This window comes from Glutamicibacter sp. NPDC127525 (assembly GCF_042672105.1).
Taxonomy (GTDB): domain Bacteria; phylum Actinomycetota; class Actinomycetes; order Actinomycetales; family Micrococcaceae; genus Glutamicibacter.
Window position 1 is genome coordinate 102,632 of sequence record NZ_JBHXVN010000005.1, and the last position, 17,283, is coordinate 119,914.

15 protein-coding genes are annotated in these 17,283 nt (G+C 60.1%); 7 read left to right on the forward strand and 8 right to left on the reverse strand.

The annotated features are described in order from the left end of the window. Positions 1-28: 28 nt before the first annotated feature. Complete coding sequence (locus tag ACFVHU_RS12865) at positions 29-568, reverse strand: NUDIX domain-containing protein (RefSeq protein WP_105656609.1); 540 nt, start codon at positions 566-568, stop codon at positions 29-31. A 124-nt stretch (positions 569-692) separates the two neighbouring features. Here ACFVHU_RS12865 and ACFVHU_RS12870 point away from each other — a divergent pair, with 124 nt between their 5' ends. Together ACFVHU_RS12870 and ACFVHU_RS12875 are read left to right on the forward strand one after the other, a co-directional pair. Beyond that, complete coding sequence (locus ACFVHU_RS12870; RefSeq protein ID WP_105656608.1) at positions 693-2,144, forward strand: CCA tRNA nucleotidyltransferase; 1,452 nt, start codon at positions 693-695, stop codon at positions 2,142-2,144. Positions 2,145-2,727: 583 nt separating this feature from the next. Next, positions 2,728-2,850: a hypothetical protein gene (locus tag ACFVHU_RS12875; RefSeq protein WP_255209577.1), complete on the forward strand. Its 123-nt coding sequence runs from the start codon at positions 2,728-2,730 to the stop codon at positions 2,848-2,850. A gap of 188 nt (positions 2,851-3,038) precedes the next feature. On the opposite strand, the gene ACFVHU_RS12880 is transcribed toward ACFVHU_RS12875, so the two are convergent. The 7 genes from ACFVHU_RS12880 to ACFVHU_RS12910 all read right to left on the reverse strand — a co-directional run bounded on the left by ACFVHU_RS12880 (position 3,039) and on the right by ACFVHU_RS12910 (position 11,198). Next, positions 3,039-4,124, reverse strand: a complete 1,086-nt coding sequence (locus ACFVHU_RS12880) for an inositol-3-phosphate synthase (protein ID WP_105656607.1) — start codon at positions 4,122-4,124, stop codon at positions 3,039-3,041. A gap of 297 nt (positions 4,125-4,421) precedes the next feature. Continuing rightward, entirely contained in the window at positions 4,422-5,654 is a 1,233-nt protein-coding gene (locus ACFVHU_RS12885) for a DUF6716 putative glycosyltransferase (RefSeq protein ID WP_286134086.1), read from the reverse strand. An 8-nt stretch (positions 5,655-5,662) separates the two neighbouring features. Continuing rightward, a complete protein-coding gene (locus ACFVHU_RS12890; RefSeq protein WP_105656605.1) occupies positions 5,663-6,688 on the reverse strand; it encodes a hypothetical protein in 1,026 nt (341 codons plus the stop codon). Then, a complete protein-coding gene (locus ACFVHU_RS12895; RefSeq protein ID WP_105656604.1) occupies positions 6,685-8,028 on the reverse strand; it encodes a polysialyltransferase family glycosyltransferase in 1,344 nt (447 codons plus the stop codon). The genes ACFVHU_RS12890 and ACFVHU_RS12895 overlap by 4 nt, the downstream gene beginning before the upstream one ends. Beyond that, complete coding sequence (locus tag ACFVHU_RS12900) at positions 8,025-9,020, reverse strand: glycosyltransferase family 2 protein (protein ID WP_105656603.1); 996 nt, start codon at positions 9,018-9,020, stop codon at positions 8,025-8,027. The genes ACFVHU_RS12895 and ACFVHU_RS12900 overlap by 4 nt, the downstream gene beginning before the upstream one ends. An 87-nt stretch (positions 9,021-9,107) precedes the next feature. Beyond that, positions 9,108-10,001, reverse strand: a complete 894-nt coding sequence (locus tag ACFVHU_RS12905) for an N-acetylneuraminate synthase family protein (RefSeq protein ID WP_105656602.1) — start codon at positions 9,999-10,001, stop codon at positions 9,108-9,110. Positions 10,002-10,013: 12 nt separating this feature from the next. Next, positions 10,014-11,198 (reverse strand): acylneuraminate cytidylyltransferase, encoded by a 1,185-nt coding sequence (locus ACFVHU_RS12910; RefSeq protein WP_105656601.1) that lies wholly within the window; start codon positions 11,196-11,198, stop codon positions 10,014-10,016. A gap of 240 nt (positions 11,199-11,438) precedes the next feature. Between ACFVHU_RS12910 and ACFVHU_RS12915 the strand changes: the two genes are divergently transcribed. The 5 genes from ACFVHU_RS12915 to ACFVHU_RS12935 all read left to right on the forward strand — a co-directional run bounded on the left by ACFVHU_RS12915 (position 11,439) and on the right by ACFVHU_RS12935 (position 17,276). Continuing rightward, the gene (locus ACFVHU_RS12915) at positions 11,439-12,902 is read left to right on the forward strand and encodes a glycosyltransferase family 87 protein (protein ID WP_105656600.1); all 1,464 of its coding nucleotides are present in this window, start codon (positions 11,439-11,441) and stop codon (positions 12,900-12,902) included. Further along, on the forward strand, positions 12,899-14,332 hold the full coding sequence (locus tag ACFVHU_RS12920) for an NAD(P)/FAD-dependent oxidoreductase (protein WP_105656599.1): 1,434 nt from the start codon (positions 12,899-12,901) through the stop codon (positions 14,330-14,332). Before ACFVHU_RS12915 ends, ACFVHU_RS12920 begins: the two co-directional genes overlap by 4 nt. 6 nt (positions 14,333-14,338) lie before the next feature. After that, on the forward strand, positions 14,339-15,364 hold the full coding sequence (locus tag ACFVHU_RS12925) for a YdcF family protein (RefSeq protein ID WP_105656598.1): 1,026 nt from the start codon (positions 14,339-14,341) through the stop codon (positions 15,362-15,364). 138 nt (positions 15,365-15,502) lie between these two features. After that, entirely contained in the window at positions 15,503-16,429 is a 927-nt protein-coding gene (locus ACFVHU_RS12930; protein WP_105656597.1) for an ABC transporter ATP-binding protein, read from the forward strand. Positions 16,430-16,433: 4 nt separating this feature from the next. Beyond that, positions 16,434-17,276 carry an ABC transporter permease gene (locus tag ACFVHU_RS12935; protein ID WP_332502719.1) on the forward strand — a complete coding sequence of 281 codons (843 nt, stop codon included), beginning with the start codon at positions 16,434-16,436 and terminating at the stop codon, positions 17,274-17,276. The last annotated feature ends 7 nt before the right edge of the window (positions 17,277-17,283 follow it).

The following is a 17,283-nucleotide window of genomic DNA, read 5'->3' on the forward strand; positions in this document are numbered from 1 at the left end:
GTGTAGCTGATCGGAGCCCGCAGATGGATTAGGAACCTGAGACATGCTTTGTAAGGACCTCGCGTGCCAGATCAGCGATCCGGCGCTCATTAGGGAAGGACAGGCGCTTGCCCAGGGAACCGATGGGGACCCAGGCAACATCGACGGCTTCATGATCGGGATCATTCTCGATCGTCAGATGCCCGCCGGTAGCTTCCAGCAGGAAATGGTGCACGGTCTTGTGCACACGGTAATTCGTCACGGTGAACCAGTAGTCGACCGAACCCAGCGGGGCGAGGATGCGTCCGGCAATGCCGGTCTCTTCCTCGATTTCGCGGATAGCCGCTTCCTCATTGGTTTCCACGCCCTCCGGGTGGCCCTTGGGCAGGCACCATTCCAGCCGTCCGCCACGGTTGTACCGGGCAATGATGGCCACTGGGAAGGTGGGGTCGTTGAAGTCGATCACGATGCCGCCGGAAGAGACTTCTTCCACGGTCGGCAGGCTCGTGTGACCGCCAGTTGCCTGCGCGCGAGCCATTGACGCAGTCAATGGGGTGCGCTTTGGGGCAGACGGGATCGGTCGGTTCATGGAACCACTCTATCGAGAAAGTACCGTTCGCCGCCTGATCGACGTGGACAAGTAAGTTATCTCGCAGGCAAATCCGTCGGAATTTCAAGCATTCTTCCGGGATTTCTGGCACGCTTAAGTAACTATGCATGCACTTCCCTCGCCTGACGCACTGCGTCAAATCCTGCCCTCGGTTATTTTCGACTTGGCCGACCGTTTTGTTCGGGCGGGCCATGAATTGTCGCTGGTAGGTGGGCCGGTTCGGGATCTGTACTTGGGACGCGTATCCCCGGACCTCGATTTCACCACCAGCGCTCGCCCGGAAGAAACCATCAAGGTGATTTCCGGCTGGGCCGATAACGTTTGGGATGTGGGACGCGAGTTTGGAACTATTGCCTTCAAGAAGGGCGAACACACGCTAGAGGTCACGACCTACCGCGCTGATGCCTATGACAAGGAGTCGCGCAAGCCGATCGTTGCCTTCGGTGATAACCTGCACGACGATCTCTTCCGTCGGGACTTCACCATGAACTCGATGGCTCTGCGCTTGCCGCAGCTCGAGCTGGTGGATCCTTTCGACGGCGTAAGCTCGCTGGAAGACGGGTCCATCCGCACCCCTGGTGCACCTGATATCTCCTTCTCTGACGATCCGCTGCGCATGATGCGTGCTGCCCGTTTTGCTTCGCAGCTGAAGATCGAAGTCAGTCCAGAGGTGCGCGAAGCCATGAGCGGAATGACCGATCGGATCGACATCATTTCCTCCGAGCGGGTTCGCGATGAACTGGTCAAGCTGATCAACGGTGCAGACCCGCGCGCGGGAATCGACCTTCTGGTGGAAACTGGCCTGGCCGATAAGGTGCTGCCCGAAGTCTCGGCACTGCGTCTGGAAATTGACGAGCACCACCGGCACAAGGATGTCTACCAGCATTCGCTGACCGTGCTGGAACAAGCCATGGCGTTGGAAACCGACGAAGAGGGACCTGTTCCCGGCCCGAACTTCGTGTTGCGCTTCGCGGCGCTGATGCACGATATCGGAAAGCCGGCGACCCGCAAATTTGAACCAAGCGGCGCGGTATCCTTCCGCCACCATGACATGGTGGGTTCGAAGCTCGTCAAGGCGCGTATGCGCGCCCTGCGTTTCGACAAGGACACCACCAAGTCCGTAGCCCGACTGGTCGAGTTGCACATGCGCTTCTATGGCTACGGCGAGGCCGGCTGGACCGACTCGGCGGTGCGCCGTTACGTCACCGATGCTGGAGACCTGCTCGAGCACCTGCACCGCCTGACCCGTTCGGATGTCACCACCCGCAATCGCAAGAAGGCCGACCGCCTAGCTTTTGCCTACGACGACCTCGAGGCGCGCATCGCGCAGATCGCCGAGCAAGAAGAGCTCCAGTCAATCCGCCCGGATCTTGACGGCGAGCAGATCATGCACCTGTTGGGAATCAAGCCGAGCAAGGTCGTTGGCCGCGCATACAAGTTCCTCTTGGAACTGCGTTTGGACGAAGGCCCGCTGGGCGCGGAAATCGCCACTGAGCGCTTGCGCGCCTGGTGGAAAGAACAGCCTGAAGCCCAGGAATCGGCTACCGAGGGGTAACCTCTGACCTGAACACCAAGGGAAAAGCACCTGAAATCCGCATGGATTCGGGTGCTTTTGCCGTCCCCGGGAAAGTGCTTAAAGTTTCTGCGCAAATTTGTAGCGCATCGGGGATAATCCATGTATGCTGAATACTGTGATTGGGAAGTCTCAATGAGACTTGCGGATCGAGAAAACTTTTCAAAGAGGCCCCATGGCATCCATGGCCGGCCGAGAGCAGATTTTAGGAGGTGGCGAAATGATTAATACCAATTGGTACACAGAGACTCATCGCGGAGCGCGATTTATTGGCGGCTCTCCCATGTCTCGTCTGTGCAAGCTCATTTCCCCAACCTCCGGACAAGCGGATTCCTAACTCACGGTAAATCCCGCATAAGTTCCTGAGGTTGCAGGTCAGTAATCGACTCTCACCCTTAGGAACTTTTTTCATGCCTAGTCCACTGTTCTCCTCATCCGCTCAACGGGCAGTTCGCACCTCGGAATTAATCTTCGCAGGACCAGAAAGCCTGAAAGCTCGCGCCATTTCAACTACGCGCCAAGATCTTCCCTCCCCTTCTACTTTGACCGAAGGGAGGGACAGCAAATGAAAAAGCGTCAAGACAAGCGCAAGTTCACCAACCTTGATAGCACCGAGTTCAACCGCCGCATGCGTCAGCGTGAGCTGAAGAACCACGTGCCACCAGAAATGTACCTTCGAATTCGCTAAGGCCGGCAACGCCATTACCGTTGCCCGCTAACAAGAATCCGAGGTACCCATGATGAACTCGCAAGGCATCGCCAAGAGGCCCGCCGGCCTGCAAGCCGGCGGGCTTCTCCGCATCCAGAGCACTGTCGAATACAGCAATGGCCAGGACCGAACGGTCCTGGCCATTGCCTTTCCGCTAACGCGGAGGGCTAGCGCTCGATGTCGCCGCGAATGAAGGCTTCCACCTTGTTGCGCGCGGTCTCATCGTCGTACTGCTCTGGTGGCGACTTCATGAAGTAGCTCGAAGCCGACAGGATCGGACCGCCGATGCCGCGGTCCAGGGCGATCTTCGCTGCGCGTACGGCATCGATGATCACGCCGGCCGAGTTTGGCGAGTCCCAAACTTCCAGCTTGTATTCCAGGTTGACCGGAGCATCGCCGAAGTTGCGGCCCTCGAGGCGGACGAAAGCCCACTTGCGGTCATCAAGCCATGCAACGTAGTCGCTTGGGCCGATGTGCACGTCGTCTTCGCCCAAGGCGGCGGAGGTGTTCGAGGTGACTGCCTGGGTCTTGGAGATCTTCTTGGACTCCAGGCGATCGCGCTCGAGCATGTTCTTGAAGTCCATGTTGCCGCCAACGTTCAGCTGGTAGGTGCGGTCCAGGACAACGCCGCGGTCTTCGAACAACTTGGCCATCACGCGGTGGGTTATGGTTGCGCCGATCTGGCTCTTGATGTCGTCGCCAACGATTGGCACACCGGCGTCAGTGAACTTCTGCGCCCACTCTGGGGTGCCGGCGATGAATACTGGCAGGGCATTGACGAATGCAACGCCTGCGTCGATGGCGCACTGCGCGTAGAACTTGGCGGCCTGCTCGGAACCAACTGGCAGGTAGCAAACCAGGACATCGACTTCGTTGTCCTTCAGGGACTGGACGATGTCAACTGGCTCGGCTGCAGACTCTTCGATGGTCTCGCGGTAGTACTTGCCCAGGCCATCCAAGGTGTGGCCGCGCTGAACGGTCACTCCGGTGGTTGGAACGTCGGCAATCTTGATGGTGTTGTTCTCGCTGGCCAAGATGGCTTCCGAGAGGTCGAGCCCGACTTTCTTGGCGTCGACATCGAAGGCGGCAACGAACTGAACGTCGCCCACGTGGTACTGACCGAACTGCACATGCATGAGACCTGGAACCGTGGAATCAGCATCGGCGTTTCGGTAGTACTCAACACCTTGGATAAGGGAAGTGGCGCAGTTGCCTACGCCTACGATGGCAACGCGAATCGGGTTCGCCGACACATGAACTCCTTATTGAAATGTATAAAACCTTTGGGCAATAGGGCGCGCAAAAGCGCATTGCGCAAATTGACCCATAATGATCTTAAGTCTTAATGGAGTGCAAACATTCCCAATCGTGCCCGGTATCACCGAATAACTATCGGGGCGGCCGCTCTGGGCTAGCGAAACCGAGGTTATTACTGCACTGTCTCAGCGCAGCTGCACCAATAGCAGGTAAAGCACCTAAGGATTGGATACTACTGACAGTGACGATCAATTCAGGCATTAAAGTGACTTCATGGGCTAAGACCTAGTTGGTCATGACCATGAGTTGGCGCCATTTTTGCGTGCTAGCCCGAACTGGTGCCGCAACTTCACCAAAACCCTGACTAGCGGTGCAGGCAACGTGGTTCTGAGGCGGTGGCGCAAAGGCTGGCGGCGAATATGCGCCAGCATTTCCGGATCAGTGTGCAGCTTTCCAGCTCGAGCTCGCTGCGCGAGAATCTCGAGGGACTGAACGAAACTGTGGTCCACCCTGTGGAAGTAGTTTTCCCGCAACCAGGCTTTGGTAGGTTCACCGAAGCTCAAGCCGGCGACGTCATCCAAGGTGCCGATGACGCCGGAGGCAACAAAGACCGTATTGATCATCTGCGCGCTGACGCCGAAGTCGGAAAGGACCAGCGTTGGCAACCCGCGATCAATGGATTCCAAGGCAGCAGTCGAAGACACTGTCACCAAGGCGCTGCCATCGGCCAATGCTTCACTCATCGATCCGGTATCGAAGCGAAGCCGCGACTCGGGCCCGATCCGCCGTTCGGACTGCAACTTCTCGAACAGCGAATCGTACGGGAACGCCTCGAGATGCGTTTGGGGCTCACCGGCCTTGGCGCGGAGCTTGACGATCACCTCAAGTTCGGGATTCATCTTGCTAGCCTGCTCGAGAGCCAGCAGGATCGACTCGCGTTCGCTCTCTTGGGCAGGTACCTTCGCTTGCGGCGCGAACACCAAGCGTTCGACCACCTGCTTTTGCGCTGGCGGGAATCCTGCCGAGTGCAAGAACGGGAGCTTGCTGACCATGATGGTCGGCTGGTGCCCTACCTGGCCTTCGATCATGAATGAGAAATCACGGGCTTCGGCATGCGAATGGCAAATGAACGCATCGCCGGCTCGACGATAGTTCCACCCCTTCTGCGTGGCGGGGAATGCCACGCCAGGCAGGGCGGAAATCAGTGCGGTGCACCGGCCATCAGTCGGCTCGGTGCGAAGCATGCGAGAGTAGATCTCGGCAACTACCGGCCCGGTAGCCGAAGCGAAAACAATGTCTTCATCTACGGTGTCGGCTTCTAATTGGGATACGGAAATCACCTGCAGGATATCCGGATCCAGATCCGTGCCTTCAAAGGCGGCTGCGATCTGGTCGGCGGTCGGCATCACCGGGGTCCGCGCCAAATACACCTTGCGATCCCATGCGGGACCTAGGCGGTTCAGGAAGCTCGTTGCCAGCTTCAGATAGGAATCCGAGTCGGCGATGGCAAGTATTGATGGCTTCATCGGCTGATTCACACCTTCAATGAACTGGATAGGTGCTCGCGCAACTCGGATGGGGTACCAGGGGTCCACCAGCTGTCAATCACGGCTTGCGGATAGAGGCAGCGGGCATCAGGACCCAGCAGCAGGCGCAGGGATGGAATCACCGTGGAAGGCAAGGCGCGGATCTCCTGGCCTGGTCGCAGGACACGCAAACGCATTTCAATGGGAACGGTGTGCTCCTTGAGCACCACCTGATCAATCCTCGAGATCTTCTCCAGCAATTCGGGAGTTTCACGGCGATGCGGGAAGTACGCAACCGGGCCTTCGGAAGCGATCTGCTCAATCCAGCGCAGATACGGCTGCTCAAAAATCAGCTCATCAGCCACCATCGCCGAACCGATCAGCAAGGTTGGTTCGGTGAACTGCTCGGCTACCGGCTGGGTAGCGAGCCATTCAAACTTGTGCTGCGCGAATTTGATCCCCAGATCAGCCATCTTCTGACGGGATGCCGGGTCGACATACAACGCTGAAACAATCAACAGGCGATCTTCACGGGCCAGCTGGCGCAAACGATGCCAGGTCGCCAATCCCATTGCCACGCGTGCTGCGGAATTCCTGGTCCGGGCGCGCACCAACGGGGTGGGCTCATCGGAAATGAGCTGCTTGATCAGGGCCAGCGTAGCCATGCCGTCATCGATGATCACGATTTCCTTGGCCCGTACGCCTGCCAGCAGCGTGCGCTGGATCTTGCCTGAGTAGGCGTCGCCGGTGACATACCGATCGGCAGCGCCCTTGGGCTGCGGAGGCTTACGAGCGGCCGGTTCAAAATGAACCCCTGCAGGGGCATGATTCAGCATTGCCTGCGTCGTGGCTTCCAGGGGCATTCCCTGACGGGGGATGATCCGGATGTCCGTGCCCAGCAGCCCTGCGGCATGCGTTTCTACCGCCGAAAGCAGCTGCAGTGGCGACTCCACCCAAACGTGCGCGGTGCCGAAACGCGGGCGTGGCACCTCGTGGGTGTCATGTTGAGTCAGTTTCATCATGGTGAGGGTCATTTTGCCAGTCGGCTCAGGGATTTGGAAAGCGTGTCCAGCTGCTTGGAACCATTGCGCAGCACACGGCGCGAGGCCCCGCGGACTTTGGAAGGCAGCGAGCGGCGCGAGCTGATGTGCGCCCAGCGTGGAGGCAGCTCGAGCCTGGTGATGCGCCGGCGCTTGAAATGAGCCGAGAACTCCGGGTAGTGCGCGGACAAGAAGGACTCGGCCTGCTCGCGCAGGTGAGGCAGTTGCGCGGCCTGCATGCAGTAGGCCACGGCAGCCAGCAGTTCGGTGAGGCGGTCGCTGCCGCCACCGTGCGCCGGAACCGGCACGTCCTGGACGAACAAGGCATGGATGATGGACAACGGGATGCGGTTGGAATTCTCGTAGGGAGCCAGCGCCTGGAGCAGTCTGCCGGTGCCCACTGCGTAGACCTCGGTATCCAGGATGTACTTGGCGGTGGCCAAGCCTGTGGAGAAGCAGGAGATCACCACGGCTGGACGTACCGCCGCGATGACGGTTTCCGCCAGATGATCGGTGCCGACCAACCGGAAATCCAGCCCCATGTCCCTGGCGGCTGCAGACAAGCGTGCCGCTGAGGTGGCGCTGGCCGATGGGTGCGCCTTGAACAGGACGGTGGAAATTTCCCGGCGGGCCACCTCGTTGAGCATTTCCAGATGCAGCTCGAATTCTTCCTCGGCATCCATCAGGCCCAAGGAACCCAGGTACTGGCCGAGGATCAGCGCACTGCCGGTTGGCAGATCGAATTCTGCCCCCTGGGCCAGTTCGCCGAAGATTGCAGCCAGGCCGCCGGTGGCCAAGACCTCGCGCCGCGGCTCGAGCTCTGCGAGCAGGTGAGGCTGCAGTCCTGGAACCAAGTCCACATGGATGGTGCCCATGACGCGCTGGCGAAGCGGCATTGGCAATCGATTACGGGTTGGGCCATAGGACATCAAGCCGTCGGAGTGGATCCACAGCTGGGCATCAAAGAAAATACGCGCCAGCGCACGCGCCGGATTGACCTGGATGGATTCCAGAACCAAGGTCAAGGGTTCATTGCCCAGATCCCAAGCGCTGCGCAGGAGGCGTTCGAAAATATGCAGCTCGTCCTCACGCGGGTTGAACTGTGCCGGGCGACGCGGGGAGGTCAGCGCAGCGAAATCCACCACGCGGTCAAAGCGGGCGGCAAGCTTCTCGAAGCCCGGGACTTCATCCAACGCAGTAGTCAGTTCCGGAACCTGCGAGCCGTTAGCCAAGACGAGAATTCGTTCATCTGCCTCGGGGAGCAGTCCTGCATCGGCCATCGCGGCCAGAGAAGCAAGCTGGAAATAGCTGCTGGCTTCAATCAGTGCGATCACTTGGCGGCCCCGATCTGACCTGGCTGGAGGAAGGAGAGAATATGGCGGCGACGGGCAACGTCCATCTCGAGGGCAACCTGGCGGGCCATCGGCGCATCAATAGTGGTGAATACCTGGCGCAGTTTCTGCTTCATCTCCAAGCGGACTTCCGGCGGGTAGTTCTTCGCGCGCTTCTCGTGGTGGCACACGATGGCGAAGAACTGCCGCATCGCCTTGGGCAGGTGGCGATCCGCGTCCGGGTGCAAGCGCACCTCGGTGAGGATCTGCGAGTAGGCCGGAATGAAGCCGAGCTGACGGTGGTCGAAGACCTGGGTCAGCGAGCCGGGCAGGCCGCGGCGGTAGAACACCCCGGGGGAGGAAACGACGGAATAGCGCTCGGTGTTCAGATGCAGCTTCCATAGCCAGAGGCGGTCTTCGGCGCTGTGCAACTGCGCGTCGAAGTACATCAGTTCGCGGGCGCGCATCAGGTCGGTGCGGTACATGCCCGCCCACACGAAGGCGTAGTCCACCATGGACGGCGAATCGATAGGTTCAATGTCATCGGCCGGGTTCAGCGGCATGCCGCGCAACGCCTGCGGGGCGCGGTGGATGACGCGATTGGTGCCGGTGACACGCACATGATCGCAACGCACGAAGTCCACGTGCAGTTCGGTCAAGGATTCCGCCAGGGCTTCCAAATGCTCGGGGGAGTACCAGTCGTCGGGGTCGAGGAAGGTGAAGTATTCGCCGGTGACCTGTTCCAACCCGGCATTGCGGGCGGCAGAAACTCCGGCATTCTCAGGCAGCGAGATCAGGTTCAGGCCAGGCAATTGGTCTTGGTAGCTGCGAACCAGGGCAGCAGTCTGGTCATCGGAAGCGTCATCAACCACGAGCACTTCCAGCTCCCAGCGTCCCAGCTTCTGCCGGACCAGCGATGACAAGGCATCGCAAATATATGCTTCTTGGTTATAGGCGGGGATAACCACGGAAATGCGCCCGGGGATCAAACTCATCTGTGCTTCAAGGCCTTCCTCATGCAGACAAAAATAAACGGCGGTTGGACCCGTCGGTGAGTCCAACCGCCGGATACGTTGGCGTGCTTAGGCGTCGACGCGGCGCAGGCGCGAGAGCGGTGCCAGCTCGCCTGGGAAGACCTTCTTCACGCCGTCACCCATGGCCTGCTCCAGGATGCGGATGTCGCGGATCAGCGACTCGAAGCCCTTTGGCTCCAGCGACGAGGCCTGGTCCGAACCCCACATGGTGCGGTCCAGGGTGATGTGGCGCTCGACGGTCACTGCGCCCAGGGCAACAGCAGCCAGCGAGATCTGCAGGCCGCGCTCGTGGCCCGAGTAGCCCACTGGGACCTGGTAGCGGTCGCGCAGGGTCTCGATCATGCGCAGGTTGGCCTCTTCAGGAGGCAGCGGGTAGGTGGAGGTAGCGTGCATCATGACCAGGTTCGAGGTACCCAGGGTCTCGACGGCCTTGTCGATCTGCTCGATGGTGGACATGCCGGTGGACAGGATGATCGGCTTGCCGGTCTGCGCCAGGGCCTTGAGCAGCTCGATGTCGGTGACCGATGCGGAGGCGACCTTGTGGGTGACTGCACCCTGCTCTTCCATGAATTCGACCGATGGAACATCCCATGGCGAGGCGAAGGCGTGCAGGCCCTTGGAGGCTGCGTAGGAGATGAGTTCCTTGTACTGCGCCTGGTCGAACTCGACGCGGTAGCGGTAGTCCAGGTAGGTCATGTCGCCCCATGGGGTGGAGCGGATCTTGTCGCGCATGTCCATCGGGGTGGAAATGTCCGGGGTGCGCTTCTGGAACTTCACTGCGTTGGCACCGGCTTCAGCAGAGATATCGATCAGCTGCTTGGCGATCTCGATGTCGCCGTTGTGGTTGATGCCGATCTCGCCGATGACGTAGACCTGCTGGCCTGCGCCAACCTGGACGTCGCCGATAGCAACAGGCTTGATGTCAGTAGTCATGGAAGTCATGGGTATTGCCTTTCAGTGGGTGAAACTTGGAGAACTCTTGGTGGCGGTGCGTGCGGCGAGAACCAGTTCGGCTAGTTCCCGTACCGCTCCGTGCCCGCCCTTGCGGGTCAGTTTGTACCGTGCTGCCCGGTGCACATCTTCCTGGGCATCGGCCACGGTGATCGGCCAGCCGACCAACGCCATCGCGCCCAGATCGTTGATGTCGTTGCCCACGTAGGCAACACGAGCCGGATTGATGGATTCGTCAGCCAGCCAGCGGGCCAGGTATTCGGCCTTGTTGTCGATTCCGTGGGCCACTTCGACGTTCAGCTTGGCGGCGCGGGCGGCGACAACAGGGTTGATTTCCTTGGAGAGAATAAGGAACTTCACTCCGGCAGCCCGCAACCGGGCCACTCCCATTCCATCGGAGCGGGAGACGCGCACGGTTTCGGTTCCGTGCTCATCGACATACGCGGTGTCCGGGGTATGCACCCCGTCGAAATCCGTGATGACCGCGTCGACTTCGATCGGTTCCCGGGTGGCCGGAACGGCCAGCCCAGCGAGCAGCAGGTCTGCCTCGGTATCGATGTCGATGCCGTGCTCTGCTGGAACTTCGTGAACCCGGACCTTTCCGAAGAAACGGTGCCCTGCCTCGCGGAATCCGCGGGTATCCATCACGTAGAAGGCCCCGGTTTCGCGGAAGCGCGGTTCGCGATCCTGGCGACGCGGACGGTGCAGCTTGTCGTGGCCTACGGCGACCGCTTCGCCCTGCGGATCCAGGCCCCAATGGAAACCGTGGTCCGCAACAGCTGCGAAGCTGACGTCGGCGCGTTTCGAAGAAACCGCCGCAATGGCTGCGTCCAGATCCTCCGGATCGATGAACGGGCTGGTGCACTGGATGAACACGGTGATCTCTGGCTGAGATTCCGCATTCGCTAGCGCATGGAGCAGAACTGACTCGCTGCTGGCCGTGTCGCCGGCGATATCTGCCGGTCGATCGATGACTCGCGCCCCGTAGCGAAGCGCTTCGGCCTTGATCTGCTCATGGTCGGTACTGACCACGACGTCGCTGACTGCCGCCGCGGATCTGGCTGATTCGATTGCGCGGCCCAGTAGCGATTTGCCGCCGATCTCACGCAGGTTCTTAAGCCGGATGCCCTTGGATCCTCCCCGGGCGGGGATGATCGCCATGGCATTTGGCTGGTTGGTTTTGCTCACGAGTAAGACGCTATGGGCACAAGTTAACTAAGAGGGGGCATCTGGGTTAACGCACGGTGAAGTGCCGGTGTAATCACCTGTTTGTTTGCTGAATGCGAGGTCAGCAAGCGTTTTACGTACGATTCGGTGAATCCGGAAGAGGGATTTCGAGCCCTCAGAACCGCATAAAAGATCAAAGCGACTAATGAAACATGAGTGTGCAAGGCGGAGCTTAGGCACAGAACATTTAGGCTGGAGGGTATGCACGAGCCAAACCAGTCACAGCCCACGCGTGGCCCCCTGCGGATTACCGTGCCATCACGCGCTGACGGGTTCCTTCGACAGTTCACCGCAATGATCGGTGGCCGCCTGGGACGACACAGCGATCCAGGCCGAGTCGATCCAGGATTCTTCAGCGTGGAACGAGTCATTATCCTGATGACCACCGTGGGCGCCTTGCTGATGCTCCTTGCCAAGAACCCCTGCCGGGTCAACGGGTGGACTGGCAACAACCCGTACGCCTATGCGTGCTACAGCGACTGGGTTCCGCTGTTCTCCGCCCGCGGCTTCGCCGAGAACCCCTGGGCGCCATTCAGCGCGACCGCCCAGTTCGAGTACCCGGTACTGATGAGCACGGTGGCCTCGGCCGTTGCCTCGATCATCCCCACGGGGATCGAAAACCGTTCGCTGCTGTACTTCGACATCAACCTGCTGCTCGTTGCGATCCTGTGGATGGTCACCGTGATCGCCACCCTGCGGATGACCGGGCGCCGCCCGTGGGATGCCGCAATGGTGGCTATTGCCCCGGGCATCATCCTGGCCGGCAGCATCAACTGGGACATGTGGGCTGTGGCCTTGCTGGCCCTGGGCATGCTGGCATTCGCACGAAAGCACACCGTCCTTGCCGGGGTGCTGATCGGCTTAGGTGCCGCGATGAAGATCTATCCGTTCTTCATCCTCGGCGCGGTGCTGATATTGGCCATTCGCACCGGCAGGCTCAAGACCTTCTGGGTGACTGGCGGAACCGCCGCGGCGACATGGGCACTGGTGAACCTTCCCTATGCGCTGGCGTTCCCCGACTCGTTCATGCACTTCTTCAACTTCTCTTCTGAACGCGGGGCAGGCTTCTCCAGCTTCTGGCACGCATGGAATGTCATCGCCGATAACAGGGGAGGGGTCCCGCTCTTTGAAGCCGAACAGATTTCCCGTTACGGCCTGGTCCTCTTCTTCCTGTGCTGCGTGGGCGTCGCAGTGCTGGGCTTGACTGCTAAACGCACCCCGCGCCTGGCCTCCATGGCCTTCTTGATCATTGCTTCCTTTGTCATGGTCAATAAGGTGTATTCACCACAGTTCATCGTCTGGCTGATTCCGCTGTTCGCCCTCGCCTTGCCGCGCTGGCGCGAATTCGTTGTCTGGATGCTCGTGGAAATCGCGCACTTCTACGCTGTTTGGTTCTACCTTGATTCCCTCTCTGCGGAAGAAGCGCAGAAGGCCTTCCCTGAGACCGGTTATGCGGTGCTGGTGCTGGCGCATATGGTGATGCTGGGATACCTGATGTTCTTGGTGGCACGTTCAATTCTTGATCCACGCCACGACCCGATTCGTGCCGTGGGCCAGGATGATCCTTTGGCCGGCCCATTCGCCGGACTGGAGGACCGCTGGACCCTGCGCGGACTGCTGCCTCAATCCAAGAAAACGAATGAAGTGGCGGGAAATAAATCATGAGCGATGTTGCCGTTGTCGGTGCGGGACCCAATGGGCTAGCAGCCGCAGCAGTTGCTGCCCGTGCTGGATTAAGCGTCACGGTATATGAAGCCAACGACACCATCGGCGGGGCCGCCAGAACGCAGCCGCTGAATGGTTCTGCAGCGAAATTCGATTTGGGCAGCGCAGTGCATCCGATGGCCATGCAATCCCAAGCCATGCATGAACTGGGCGTCCACGACAAGGTGGAGTTCATCGTCCCCGAGCTGTCCTTCGCCCATGTGCTGGATCGCCGGACTGCCTACGCGTACAAGGATCTGGAACGCACCGGGCAGGAACTTGGAGGCGCGGACGGCGAGATGTACACCCGGCTCCTGGGCCCGCTGGTCAAGCAGATTGACGGGGTCAGCCAGACACTGCTCAATCCTCTGCTGAGGGTTCCCTCGAACCCCGCAGCGTTGGCGACCTTTGCCGTGAGCACGGTGGCGGGCATGGCCGTCAAGGAACTCTTTTCTGGAAAGTTTGAACGCGCCGCCGCGCTCTACGCAGGCTGTTCCGCCCACGTTGCGGGAGGCTCTCGCGGACCGGCCAATGCCGGGGCAGGACTGTTCCTTGCAGCAACAGCGCACGGCAAGGGATGGGCCATCCCGCGTGGAGGTTCCCAAGCCATCAGCGACGCCTTGGCCGAAGAAGCGATGGCTCATGGAGCAAAAATCCTTACCGGCACCCGCGTCAACCATGTTGATGAGCTTTCTGCGCAGAGCATCCTCTTCGATACCTCCGCCGAAAACGCTGCCAAGCTTTCAACAGGACACCTGCCTGAACGGCTCTCGCACGCGTTGAGCAGCATCCGGCGCTCGCCGGGAAGCTGCCTGGTGCACTACGTCCTTTCGGCACCGGTTCCATGGCGCGACGAGACTCTGGGCAAGGCCGGCACCGTGCACCTGGGCGGCACCGCGGCGCAGGTCGGGAAGGCCGAACGCGCCGCAGTGCGCGGGGGAGCGGCGAAGCCGTTCATGATTGTTGCCCAGCCCTCGCAATTTGATGATTCGCGGGCACCGCAGGGCCAGCACGTCATCTGGGCCTACTGCCACGTGCCACTGGATTCTCCGGTAGACATGAGCCGGGAACTGAAGGAAATGATTGAACAGGCAGCCCCTGGTTTCAGCGAGACAATCATTGAATCCCATGTTGTCACCGCCCAGGACTTGGAAGTGCAGAACTCGGCACTGGTCGGTGGCGATCTTTCCGGGGGAACCATGGACCTGCTGGGCAGCATCAAGCGGCCTCGGATCTCGGCCGACCCGTGGTACCTGCAGTCCAAAGGACTGTACTTGGTATCCTCGGCTGCGCCTCCGGGGCCGTCGGTGCATGGCATGGGCGGATTCCTCGGAGCGCAATCGATGCTCAAACGGGAATACGGAATCGCAAACTGGAAATCGGTGAACTGAGAGGCAATGGAATCAGTGCTCGCGCAGCTCGTTGGCTGGGTCTTCCTGGCAGCACTCTGGTGGCTGTTTATCCGGCAATACCGCAAGGACCCACGCCGCTTGGGTCTGGCTGCACTTCTCTTGCCGCTGGTGTTCTTCACCATTTCGGCGGTCGTCGACCTGTTGACCAGTGTGATCCCCGGGTTTGGGTTCCTCTTCTCCATAGTGCTGGTGCTGACCCCGCTGATGGTCGTTGTCTTCGGTGCCGCGCTGATCTACAACGGGATCCTGATGTGCCGGCGCGAAGGAGCCAAACCTGCGAATCTGCTGTCATTGGCAGCCGGGCTATCCGTCTTTGTCCTGCCAGTCATTGCGGTGCTGCTGATTCGCATCGAATCCTGGTGGACCTATTCGCTGGCTTTCGTCCTGTTCATGGCCTCCGTCTTCACGGCGAGCTTGTTCGCCATGCTGTTGCTGTACGCATGGGTGCACGCCAGATACCCATCCAAGGGCGAAGCCGCCGCCGTGGTGGTCCTTGGTGCCCGCACAATCAACGGCAAGGTCACCCCGTTGCTGCGTGGCCGCTTGGACAAGGGCATAGACCTGCATCAACTGCAGGCATCTGCTCGCCCCTTCATGGTTCCGACCGGGGGACAGGGCCATGATGAGGAAGAACCAGAGGGCGTAAGCATGGCCCGCTACCTGCGTGAGCAGGGCATTGCCGATGAACAGATTCTGGTTGAAGACCGGGCCAGGGACACCCTTGAGAACCTGGAGTTCTCCGACGCCTTGGTCCGTGCCCAGCGTCCGGATGGCCAGCTGTGGTTGGTCACCAGCGACTATCATGCGCTGCGTGCAGCGATGGCGTCACGCAAGCTCGGCTTGGATGCCCGTGCCTTCGGCGGGAAAACGGCGGCCTACTACCGTCCGAGTGCCTTCCTCAGGGAATGCGTTGCGATCGTGCGGGATCAAAAGAAGCTGATGGTTTTGCTGGCCCTGCCCTTCGCATTAGCCGTCGCAGGGATGATGTTCGTGCTCACGACGACCTTCTAACTTCCTTGGCACCCTGGGACCATGCACCATCTGGTGCATGGGCCCAGTTTTCGGTTCCCTGCCATCACCCTTTTGGTTGAGCCATAAATCAGCACTGGGGGCGGTGAGAGCTGGGCTCGAATTCCTTAGGCTGGAAATATGATCCAGGCAGAGCAGTTGACGAAGAAATACGGTGGAAAAACCGTGGTCGATAATGCGTCGTTCACGGTCCAAGAAGGCATGGTGACTGGGTTCCTCGGCCCCAATGGTGCCGGCAAGTCCACCACCATGCGCATGATCGTGGGATTGGCCAAACCTACCAGCGGTGAAGTGCTGGTCAACGGGCACGATTTCAAAAAATCACGTCACCCGTTGACCGAAGTCGGCACCCTGCTGGAAGCTAAGTCGGTGCACAAATCCCTGACTCCGCTGGCGCATTTGCGTGCCATGGCGGCTACCGCGGGGATCCCGAAGTCCCGAGTGCACGAAGTGCTCGATCTGACTGGCTTGTCTAGCGTGCAGCGCAAGAAGGTCGGCGGCTTTTCGCTGGGCATGGGGCAGCGGCTGGGCATTGCCACGGCCCTGCTTGGAGATCCGCAGGTGCTGATCCTCGATGAGCCGGTCAACGGCCTGGATCCCGAAGGCGTGGCTTGGGTCCGCAACCTGGCCCGCCAGCAGGCGGCCGATGGCAAAACCGTTTTCATCTCCTCCCACCTGATGAGTGAAATGGCCCAGACGGCGGATCACCTGATCGTGATTGGCCGTGGCCGCATCATGGCCGATGCGCCGATCACTGAATTCATCGACAACGGTCTTGACCAGACCATTGTGCGTTCAGCCGACATTGAGATCTTGATGAATGCGTTGAATGGTGAAGGTATTCAGCTACGCCGGATTGATGAGCATGGCCTGGAAGTTACCGGCCCCGATTCAGAAACCATTGGCCGCCGTGCCTTGGAATACGGGGTGGTGCTCAGCGAATTGCGTCCGCTGCAACGCACCTTGGAAGACGCCTACATGGAATTGACCCGCGATGCCGTCGAATACCACTCGAACACAGTTGCCGAGACTGGCGGCGGGAAGTAAGGACATGTCTAACCATCTAGCAACCGCACCACATGGCAAGGTCACCCTCTTCGGCGTGCTGCGCAGTGAGTCCATCCGTTTCTTCTCCCTGAACTCCACCCGCATCCTGGTTCTCTTGGCCATCGTGTTCTATGTGGGCATTGCAGCCGTGGCCACTTGGGGCATTGGTTCGCTCAGTGCCAGCATGGGCGACACGGATCAGATGCCGGGCATGGAAGGCCTATCGGCCCCGGGATTCGCCGCTGAGCTCATCGGCTCGGGCCTGGTCTTCAGCCAGCTGATCCTTGGCGTGCTTGGTGTCCTGCTCTTCAGCGGTGAATTCACCACCGGTTCAGCGGTAAGCACGTTCCTGGCCAGCCCGCGGCGACTGCGTGTCCTGGCCGCCAAGGGCATCTTGATCATCCTGCTTACTGCCGTCGTCCAGATCATCAGCTCGCTCTTGGCCTTCGCGATCAGCAAGCCGATTGCCGAGAACTACCAGATGAATCTGGAATTCAGCAGCGACGCCTTCCAACGGGTGCTCTGGTACGGGACGCTGGCGGTGACCATGGCGGCGTTGATCGGTTTGGCGTTGGGGATGCTGCTGCGCAACTCGGCCGGCGGCATCACCAGCCTCGCTGCCCTGTTCTTCGTGCTGCCGATCATCCTTTCCATCCTGACCGCCTTGACCGACTGGGCGCAGAACATCGCGAAGTTCACCCCTGACCAGCTGGGCATGGGGTTGGCAACGCCCGCAAGTGTTGTCACCGACTTGGAGACCTGGCAGCAACTGCTGGGCGTGGCGGGTTGGATCGTGCTTCCACTGGTGTTGGGTGCAATCCTGCTGACCAAGCGGGACATCAAGTAGCGCAGGG

Bases quoted from the DNA above. Each gene is read 5' to 3' on its own strand.
- ACFVHU_RS12865 (WP_105656609.1), bottom strand. From the start codon at position 568: ATGAACCGACCGATCCCGTCTGCCCCAAAGCGCACCCCATTGACTGCG.
- ACFVHU_RS12870 (WP_105656608.1), top strand. From the start codon at position 693: ATGCATGCACTTCCCTCGCCTGACGCACTGCGTCAAATCCTGCCCTCG.
- ACFVHU_RS12875 (WP_255209577.1), top strand. From the start codon at position 2,728: ATGAAAAAGCGTCAAGACAAGCGCAAGTTCACCAACCTTGATAGCACC.
- ACFVHU_RS12885 (WP_286134086.1), bottom strand. From the start codon at position 5,654: ATGAAGCCATCAATACTTGCCATCGCCGACTCGGATTCCTATCTGAAG.
- ACFVHU_RS12890 (WP_105656605.1), bottom strand. From the start codon at position 6,688: ATGACCCTCACCATGATGAAACTGACTCAACATGACACCCACGAGGTG.
- ACFVHU_RS12900 (WP_105656603.1), bottom strand. From the start codon at position 9,020: ATGAGTTTGATCCCCGGGCGCATTTCCGTGGTTATCCCCGCCTATAAC.
- ACFVHU_RS12905 (WP_105656602.1), bottom strand. From the start codon at position 10,001: ATGACTTCCATGACTACTGACATCAAGCCTGTTGCTATCGGCGACGTC.
- ACFVHU_RS12915 (WP_105656600.1), top strand. From the start codon at position 11,439: ATGCACGAGCCAAACCAGTCACAGCCCACGCGTGGCCCCCTGCGGATT.
- ACFVHU_RS12920 (WP_105656599.1), top strand. From the start codon at position 12,899: ATGAGCGATGTTGCCGTTGTCGGTGCGGGACCCAATGGGCTAGCAGCC.
- ACFVHU_RS12925 (WP_105656598.1), top strand. From the start codon at position 14,339: ATGGAATCAGTGCTCGCGCAGCTCGTTGGCTGGGTCTTCCTGGCAGCA.
- ACFVHU_RS12930 (WP_105656597.1), top strand. From the start codon at position 15,503: ATGATCCAGGCAGAGCAGTTGACGAAGAAATACGGTGGAAAAACCGTG.
- ACFVHU_RS12935 (WP_332502719.1), top strand. From the start codon at position 16,434: ATGTCTAACCATCTAGCAACCGCACCACATGGCAAGGTCACCCTCTTC.